Here is an 8,688-nt window from a genome sequence, read left to right as displayed (position 1 = left end):
GAGGCGGGGTGAGGCGGGGCGGGGTGCTTGGTGCTGCGCTCCAAGCACCCCAGCGGGGGCTGCGCCCCCTGCACCCCGCTAGCAGGATGGCCTGATGGCCTACCTGGCCTCCCGACGCACCTCCACCACCCGGAAGCGGTTCGACACGAACGCTCCGTCGCACAGGGCCGCGTTCGCTGCCGGGTTGCCGCCCGAGCCGTGGAAGTCGGAGAAGGCCGCGGTCTGGTTGACGTAGACCCCGCCCGTCAGGTTCAGCGAGAGCTGGGCGCACTCCTCCAGGCAGGCCTCCTCCACGGCGCGCTCCACCTCGTCCGACGTGGTGTACGCGCCGACCGTCATCGCGCCCTTGTCCCGCACCGTGCGCCGGAGCAGCTCGACCGCGTCGGCCGACGAGTCGACCGCGAGCGCGAAGGAGACCGGGCCGAAGCACTCGCTGAGGTACGCGGCTTCGGCGTCGGGCTTGGTGCCGTCGAGCTTGACGATCACCGGTGTGCGCACGACCGCGCCCGGGAACTCCGGGTTCTCGACTTCCCTTGTGGCCAGGGCGACTTCACCGAGGCCGGATGCCGCCTCCAGGCGGGCCTTCACGTCGGGGTTGACCAGCGCGCCGAGCAGCGCGTTCGCCCGGGCGTCGTCGCCGAGCAGGCCGGAGACCGCGCCGGCGATGTCCGTGACCACCTCGTCGTACGACTTGGGGCCCGCGTCCGTGGTGATGCCGTCGCGGGGGATCAGCAGGTTCTGCGGGGTCGTGCACATCTGGCCGCTGTAGAGGGAGAGGGAGAAGGCCAGGTTGGACAGCATGCCCTTGTAGTCGGCCGTGGAGTCGATGACGACCGTGTTGACGCCGGCCTTCTCCGTGTAGACCTGCGCCTGGCGGGCGTTGGTCTCCAGCCAGTCGCCGAAGGCGGTGGAGCCGGTGTAGTCGATGATCCGGATCTCCGGCCGTACGGCCAGGGTCTTGGCGATGCCCTCGCCCGGGTTCTCGGTGGCGAGACACACCAGGTTGGGGTCGAAGCCCGCCTCGGCGAGGACCTCGCGGGCCACCCGCACGGTGAGCGCGAGCGGCAGGACCGCGCGCGGGTGGGGCTTGACCACCACCGGGTTGCCGGTGGCGAGGGAGGCGAAGAGGCCCGGATACCCGTTCCACGTCGGGAAGGTGTTGCAGCCGATCATCAGCGCGATGCCGCGCGGCACGGCCGTGAACTGCTTGCTCAGATTGAGCGGATCCCGCTTGCCCTGCGGCTTGCTCCACTCCGCCGCACCCGGCGTGCGCACCTGCTCGGCATAGGCGTACGCGACCGCCTCCATGCCCCGGTCCTGGGCGTGCGGGCCGCCGGCCTGGAACGCCATCATGAAGGCCTGGCCACTGGTGTGCATGACCGCGTGCGCGAACTCATGGGTGCGCGCGCTGATCCGCGCCAGGATCTCCAGGCAGACGACGGCGCGCAGCTCGGGACCGGCGTCGCGCCAGGCGGGGATCGCCGCGCGCATGGCGGGCAGCAGCACGTCGAGATCGGCGTGCGGATACTCGACGCCCAACTCGATGCCGTACGGCGAGACTTCACCGTTCTCGGAGCCGCCCGTCCAGCCGTCGGTGCCCGGCTGGCCCAGGTCGAACCGGCTGCCGAGCAGCGCGTCGAAGGCGGCCTTGCCGTCGGCGGCGCTCAGGCTGCCTTCGAAGGGGGAGCCCTCTCCGTAAGCCTTGGGGTGCTCGGGGTGCGGCGACCAGTAGGCGCGCGTGGCGATGGCGTCCAGCGCCTTGAAGAGCGTGGGGTTGTGCTTCTCGGTCAGCTGTTGAGCGGTGAGCTCGGCGGCGGCCATGGAGACCAACTCCTCCTCATGCCGGTTCGACGGTGAACCGGTGAGCTTGGACGGTGACGGGCGTGCGGCGCTGCTGGGCAGCGGCGCGGTGAGAGCTGCTGGGCAGGGAGGTGCGACGAGAGCTAGAGTAACCGAACGATCGGTCGGGACAAGGGGGTCCGGGGAACCTGTGGAAAACCCATACGGGAGGATCGCGGACATGACAGCAAGCGACCGCGCCACCTCGCAGCCGGAGGACCGCACGCCCGAGTCCCGGCCCGTGCAGGACCGCGTGCCCGCGCCGGCCGCCCTGTCCGTGGCCGTCATCGGCACCGGCACCATGGGCCAGGGCATCGCCCAGGTCGCGCTCCTGGCCGGCCATCACGTGTATCTGCACGATGCGGCGCCGGGCCGGGCCAAGGAGGCGGTCGGTGACATCACCGCGCGCCTCGACCGGCTGGTGGAGAAGGGCCGTCTCACCTCCGGCGCCCGCCATCAGGCACGCTCGCGGCTCGTGCCCGTGACGTCCCTCGGCGCGCTCTTCGACTGCGGCCTGGTCATCGAGGCCGTCACCGAGCAACTCGCCGTGAAACAGGACCTCTTCAGGGAACTGGAGAAGACCGTCTCCGACGAGTGCCTGCTCGCCACGAACACCTCCTCCCTCTCCGTCACCGCGATCGCCGGCGCCCTGCGCGTCCCCGGCCGGTTCGTCGGCATGCACTTCTTCAACCCCGCGCCGCTGCTGCCCCTCGTCGAGATCGTCAGCGGGTACGCGACCGACGAGGCCGCCGCGTCACGCGCGTACGACATCGCCCGTGCCTGGGGCAAGACCCCGGTCCGCTCGGCCGACACCCCCGGCTTCATCGTGAACCGCGTCGCCCGCCCCTTCTACGCGGAGGCGTTCCGCCTGTACGAGGAGCGCGCCGCCGATCCCGCCACCATCGACGCGGTGCTGCGCGAGTGCGGCGGCTTCAAGATGGGGCCCTTCGAGCTCACCGACCTGATCGGCCAGGACGTCAACGAGGCGGTGACGCGCTCGGTCTGGGAGTCCTTCTTCCAGGACCCCAAGTTCACGCCGTCCCTCGCGCAGCAACGGCTCGTCCAGTCGGGCCGGTTGGGCCGCAAGTCCGGCCAGGGATGGTTCTCGTACGAGGAAGGGGCGGCGCGTCCCGAGCCGCTCACGGAGCCGCCGGCCGATGCGCCGCGGACCGTCATCGTGCACGGGGACCTCGGTCCGGCCAAGGCGCTGGTGGGGCTCGCCCGGCAGGCGGGCATCGAGGTCGAGGCCGAGGACGACGCGGAGCCGCACATCGAACTGCCCGGCGGCGGGCTGCTGTTCCCGACCGACGGCCTGCCCGTCGGGGCGTACGAGAGCGAGGACGTCCTCGTCTTCGACTGGTCCTTCGACTACGCGGCCGCCACCCGGATCGCCCTCGCCGCCGGTCCGCGCGCCGGGCAGCGGGCCAGGTCCGAGGCGGCCGGGTTCTTCCAGGCGCTCGGCAAGAAGGTCACGTACATCCCGGATGTGCCCGGCATGATCGTGGCGCGCACCATAGCGATGCTGATCGATCTGGCCGCCGATGCCGTCGCCCGCGAGGTCGCGAGCCAGGAGGACACCGACACCGCGATGCGGCTCGGCGTGAACTACCCGGTCCGGCTGCTCGACTGGGCCGCCGATGCGGGCGAGCTCACCGTCGCACGTGTCCTGCGCAACCTGCACGAGTACCACCCCACCGGCCGTTACGGGCCCACCCCGGGCCTGATCGGCCGCACTGATCCCCTGGAGTACCGGGACCTGCGATGACCACCGCCAGACGCGACACCTACACCCCCGAGACCCTCCTCGCCGTAGCCGTACAGATCTTCATCGAGCGCGGGTACGACGGCACCTCCATGGAGCACCTCTCCAAGGCGGCCGGGATCTCCAAGTCCTCGATCTACCACCACGTCGCCGGCAAGGAGGAGCTCCTGCGCCGCGCCGTGAGCCGCGCGATCGACGGGCTCTTCGGCATCCTCGAGGAGCCCGAGGCGCGCGAGGGCCGTGCGGTGGAGCGGCTCGAACATGTCACACGGCGCATGGTCGGCGTACTGACCACCGAACTCCCGTATGTGACGCTGCTGCTGCGCGTCCGCGGCAACACCGAGACCGAACGCTGGGCGATGGACCGCCGCCGCGACTTCGACCACCGGGTCGCGGATCTGCTCAAGGCCGCCATCGCCGAGGGTGATCTGCGCGACGACGTGGAGGCCCGGCTCGCGACCCGGCTGCTCTTCGGAATGATCAACTCGCTCGTGGAGTGGTTCCGCCCCGAGGCCCGGGGTGCGGACGGAGCCGAAATCGCGGATGCCGTCGTGCAGTTGGCCTTCCGGGGACTGCGGGTCGAGGACTGAGGACCGCGTACCGCGGACCCTCCGGTATACGGACCCCACCGGTCGGCAGCCGCGAGACGGCGGAAGGGGAGGGGGAGGGGTGCCTGTTTTACGGGCACCCCTGTCGGAAACGGCGCCCCTTTATCCGCCCGTCGGCCCTCACGCCTCCGGATCCAGATCCGTCTCCTCGAAGACCAGGAGCGTGCGCGTGCTCAGGATCTCCGGCATGGACTGGAGCCTGGTCAGGACGAGCTCGCGCAGCGTGCGGTTGTCCGGGGTGTGGACCAGGAGCAGAACGTCGAAGTCACCGCTGACCAGGGCGATATGGGCCGCGCCCGGCAGCGCGCGCAGCTGTTCGCGGACCGTGCGCCACGAGTTCTGGACGATCTTCAGGGTGATGTAGGCGGATGCGCCCTGGCCCGCGCGCTCATGATTGACCCGCGCGCCGAAGCCGCGGATCACGCCGTCCTCGATCAAGCGGTTGATACGGGCGTACGCATTGGCGCGTGAGACATGGACGTGCTCGGCCACGGAGCGTATCGAGGCGCGACCGTCCGTCTGCAGCATCCGCAGGATCGACCGGTCGATCGAGTCCAGCGGACGCGGCGGGATCTCGGCCTCGGGGGAGTCCGGTACGCCCCCGGTCTGCGCGGCCTCCGGGGGTCTCGAGGATCCGTCCTCGGCCATTCGTTCAGATGCCATGTCCCCCCGCCTCCCTACCATGGACGTAATGCATCTATCCCAGGCTGTGGAGAACCGTTTGTCCACAGCCTGGAGGGGCCTGTAGCCAAAATGTGTCGGCGACCGAACAATCGGTTGGTGAGGCGCATCACAACCGCGCTGCCCGAGGCAGCTCCCACGAGGAGCCGCCGAGCCGCTCCCACAAGGAGGTGCAACGGTGTCCACGCGTACAGAACACGGCACACCGGTGATGGAGCAGCGGGGGGTCCACCAGCCCACGCCGCCGCCCGCCTGGAAGCCCCGCACGGACCCTGCCCCGCTGCTGCCGGACCCGGAGCCCTACCGGGTTCTTGGCACGAGCGCCGCGGACAAGGCCGACTCCGCTCTGTTGCTGAAGCTGTACGGAGAGCTGGTGCGCGGCCGGCGCTACAACGCGCAGGCGACCGCCCTCACCAAGCAGGGCCGCCTCGCCGTCTACCCCTCGACCACCGGCCAGGAGGCCGCCGAGGTCGCCGCCGCCCTGGTCCTCCAGGAGCAGGACTGGCTCTTCCCCAGCTATCGCGACACCCTCGCCGCCGTCGCCCGCGGGCTCGACCCCGTGCAGGCCCTCGGTCTGCTGCGCGGCGACTGGCACACCGGCTACGACCCGTACGAACACCGCATAGCCCCCCTGAGCACCCCGCTCGCCACCCAGCTCCCGCACGCCGTGGGTCTCGCGCACGCCGCGCGCCTCAAGGGCGACGACGTCGTGGCGCTCGCCATGGTCGGCGACGGCGGCACCAGCGAGGGCGACTTCCACGAGGCGCTGAACTTCGCGGCCGTGTGGAAGGCCCCCGTCGTCTTCCTCGTGCAGAACAACGGCTTCGCGATCTCCGTACCGCTCGCCAAGCAGACCGCCGCCCCGTCGCTGGCCCACAAGGCCGTCGGCTACGGGATGCCGGGCCGCCTGGTCGACGGCAATGACGCGGCCGCGGTGCACGAGGTCCTGAGCGAGGCGGTACGGAACGCACGCGCGGGCCACGGCCCGACGCTCGTCGAGGCCGTGACGTACCGCATGGACGCGCACACCAACGCCGACGACGCGACCCGGTACCGGGACGACGCCGAGGTCGAGACCTGGCGCGCGCATGACCCGATCGCCCTGATGGAGCGGGAGTTGACCGGCCGCGGGCTGCTCGACGACGAGCGCGTCAAGGCGGTACGGGATTCCGCGGAGGAGTTCGCGGCCGCACTGCGGCAGGGGATGAACGCGGATCCGGTGCTCGATCCGATGGATCTGTTCACCCACGTATACGCGCAGCAGACCACCCAACTGCGCGAGCAGGCCGAGCAGTTGCGGGCCGAGCTGGAAGCGGAGCAGGAGCGATGAGCACGGCAGTCGGCCTTTCCCAGGCCCCCCGGACGAAGCCCGCCACCATGGCGCAGGCCCTGCAGCGGGCGCTGCGGGACTCGCTCGCCGAGGATCCGTCCGTCCATGTGATGGGCGAGGACGTCGGCGCGCTCGGCGGGGTCTTCCGGATCACCGACGGGCTCGCGAAGGAGTTCGGCGAGGACCGCGTCACCGACACCCCGCTCGCCGAGGCCGGGATTCTCGGTGCCGCGGTCGGTATGGCCATGTACGGGCTTCGGCCGGTCGTGGAGATGCAGTTCGACGCGTTCGCGTACCCGGCGTTCGAGCAGCTGATCTCGCATGTGGCGAAGATGCGCAACCGCACCAAGGGCGCGATGAGTCTGCCGCTGACCATCCGTGTGCCGTACGGCGGCGGTATCGGCGGCGTCGAGCACCACAGCGACTCCTCCGAGGCGTACTACATCGCGACCCCGGGCCTGCATGTCGTCACCCCGGCCACGGTCGAGGACGCGTACGGCCTGCTGCGTGCGTCGATCGCCTCCGACGACCCGGTGATCTTCCTCGAGCCCAAGCGGCTCTACTGGTCGAAGGATTCCTGGAACCCCGAGGCACCCACGTCCGTTGAGCCGATAGGCAGGGCCGTGGTGCGCCGACGGGGTCGCAGCGCGACGCTGCTCACGTACGGGCCCTCGGTCCCGGTCTGCATGGAGGCGGCCGAGGCCGCGCAGGCCGAGGGGTGGGACCTCGAAGTCGTCGATCTGCGCTCGCTCGTGCCGTTCGACGACGAGACGGTCTGCGCGTCCGTGCGCAGGACGGGGCGTGCGGTGGTCGTGCACGAGTCGGGTGGCTTCGGCGGTCCGGGCGGCGAGATCGCCGCGCGGGTCACCGAGCGGTGCTTCCACCATCTGGAGGCGCCGGTGCTGCGCGTCGCCGGGTTCGACATCCCGTATCCGCCGCCCATGTTGGAGCGTCATCATCTGCCCGGGGTCGACCGGATCCTGGACGCGGTGGCGCGGCTGCAGTGGGAGTCGCAAGGGGGAGTCGGCTGATGGCACAGGTTCTCGAGTTCAAGCTGCCCGATCTCGGCGAGGGCCTCACGGAGGCGGAGATCGTCCGCTGGCTGGTGTCCGTGGGCGAGGTGGTCGCGATCGACCAGCCGGTGGTCGAGGTGGAGACGGCCAAGGCGATGGTCGAGGTGCCCTGCCCCTACGCGGGGGTGGTGACGGCCCGCTTCGGTGAGGAGGGGTCGGAACTGCCGGTCGGTGCACCGCTGTTGACGGTGGCGGTGGGGGCTTCGTCTCCTTCCGATGCGGGTGCCGCGTCCGCGGATACGGCGTCGTCGTCGGACGGTGAGGCCGAGGGGTCGGGGAACGTGCTGGTCGGGTACGGGACGGGCGCCGCGCCCGCCCGTCGGCGACGGGTGCGGCCGGCTTCGTCTGCTGTCGGTTCCGCGCCGCCTGTCGGTTCCGCGCCTGTGGTTGATCCGGCGCCTTCGGTTGATCCGGTACCTGCCGTCGGTCCAGCGCCTTCTGTCGGTCCGGCGCCGCTCGACGCGGTTCCGGGGCAGACGCCCAGTGGCCGTCCCGGTGGCCCGCTCGCGGCCGAGGGCCCCGTCCCGGTGATCTCTCCTCTCGTCCGCAGGCTGGCGCGTGAGAACGGCCTCGATCTGCGGGAGCTGACCGGCTCAGGACCGGACGGGCTGATCCTGCGCGCCGATGTCGAGTACGCCGTACGGGCGGCCGGACAGCGGACCGCCGCCGTACCGGCCGCGCCCGTACGGACCCAGGGGGAGACACGGACCCCGTTGCGCGGGGTGCGCGGAGCCGTGGCCGACAAGCTGTCCCGCAGCCGGCGCGAGATCCCCGAGGTGACCGTCTGGGTGGACGCCGACGCCACCGAGCTGATGAACGCACGGGCCGCGATGAACGCGGTGGGCGGGCCGAAGATCTCGCTGCTCGCTCTCTTCGGCCGGATCTGCACGGCCGCGCTCGACCGCTACCCGGAGCTCAACTCCACGGTGGACACGGCCGCGCGCGAGATCGTGCGGCTCGACCGGGTGCATCTGGGCTTCGCCGCGCAGACCGAGCGCGGGCTCGTCGTGCCGGTGGTGAAGGACGCGCAGTCCCGGGGCGCCGAGTCGCTGAGCGGTGAGTTCGCCCGGCTGACCGAGGAGGCCCGGGCGGGGCGGCTCACCCCGGCCGATCTCACCGGCGGCACGTTCACGCTGAACAATTACGGGGTGTTCGGCGTCGACGGCTCCACACCGATCATCAACCACCCCGAGGCCGCGATGCTCGGGATCGGGCGGATTGTGGCCAAGCCCTGGGTGCACCAGGGGGAGTTGGCCGTACGCCAGGTGGTCCAGCTGTCGCTGACCTTCGACCACCGGGTGTGCGACGGCGGTACGGCGGGCGGGTTCCTGCGGTACGTGGCGGACTGCGTCGAGCAGCCGGCGGTGTTGTTGCGGTCGCTGTGAGGGGAGGGGG

General features: G+C 71.1%; 7 protein-coding genes. 5 read left to right on the top strand and 2 right to left on the bottom strand.

Annotated features, from left to right (window positions below; translation table 11 throughout):
- Positions 1-99: 99 nt before the first annotated feature.
- Positions 100-1,821 (bottom strand): phenylacetic acid degradation protein PaaN, encoded by a 1,722-nt coding sequence (gene paaN, locus G6045_RS36990; RefSeq protein ID WP_165336618.1) that lies wholly within the window; start codon positions 1,819-1,821, stop codon positions 100-102.
- 199 nt (positions 1,822-2,020) lie between these two features.
- On the opposite strand from paaN, the gene G6045_RS36985 reads away from it, so the two are divergent.
- Together G6045_RS36985 and G6045_RS36980 are read left to right on the top strand one after the other, a co-directional pair.
- Positions 2,021-3,604: a 3-hydroxyacyl-CoA dehydrogenase gene (locus G6045_RS36985; protein WP_165336617.1), complete on the top strand. Its 1,584-nt coding sequence runs from the start codon at positions 2,021-2,023 to the stop codon at positions 3,602-3,604.
- Positions 3,601-4,191, top strand: coding sequence for a TetR/AcrR family transcriptional regulator (locus G6045_RS36980; protein WP_165336616.1), 591 nt, complete (start codon positions 3,601-3,603; stop codon positions 4,189-4,191). Before G6045_RS36985 ends, G6045_RS36980 begins: the two co-directional genes overlap by 4 nt.
- A 138-nt stretch (positions 4,192-4,329) precedes the next feature.
- Here G6045_RS36980 and G6045_RS36975 read toward each other — a convergent pair whose 3' ends face one another.
- The gene (locus G6045_RS36975; protein ID WP_408056411.1) at positions 4,330-4,872 is read right to left on the bottom strand and encodes an Lrp/AsnC family transcriptional regulator; all 543 of its coding nucleotides are present in this window, start codon (positions 4,870-4,872) and stop codon (positions 4,330-4,332) included.
- 229 nt (positions 4,873-5,101) lie between these two features.
- On the opposite strand from G6045_RS36975, the gene pdhA reads away from it, so the two are divergent.
- From pdhA to G6045_RS36960, 3 genes are read left to right on the top strand one after another with little or no spacing between them, the layout of a single operon-like run.
- Complete coding sequence (gene pdhA, locus G6045_RS36970) at positions 5,102-6,220, top strand: pyruvate dehydrogenase (acetyl-transferring) E1 component subunit alpha (protein ID WP_165336619.1); 1,119 nt, start codon at positions 5,102-5,104, stop codon at positions 6,218-6,220.
- Positions 6,217-7,251: an alpha-ketoacid dehydrogenase subunit beta gene (locus G6045_RS36965; protein WP_165336615.1), complete on the top strand. Its 1,035-nt coding sequence runs from the start codon at positions 6,217-6,219 to the stop codon at positions 7,249-7,251. The genes pdhA and G6045_RS36965 overlap by 4 nt, the downstream gene beginning before the upstream one ends.
- Positions 7,251-8,678, top strand: a complete 1,428-nt coding sequence (locus tag G6045_RS36960) for a dihydrolipoamide acetyltransferase family protein (protein WP_165336614.1) — start codon at positions 7,251-7,253, stop codon at positions 8,676-8,678. The genes G6045_RS36965 and G6045_RS36960 overlap by 1 nt, the downstream gene beginning before the upstream one ends.
- Positions 8,679-8,688 lie beyond the last annotated feature (10 nt).

This window comes from Streptomyces mesophilus, assembly GCF_011044995.1.
Lineage (GTDB): Bacteria > Actinomycetota > Actinomycetes > Streptomycetales > Streptomycetaceae > Streptomyces > Streptomyces mesophilus.
This window is presented reverse-complemented; position numbering and strand designations above follow the sequence as displayed.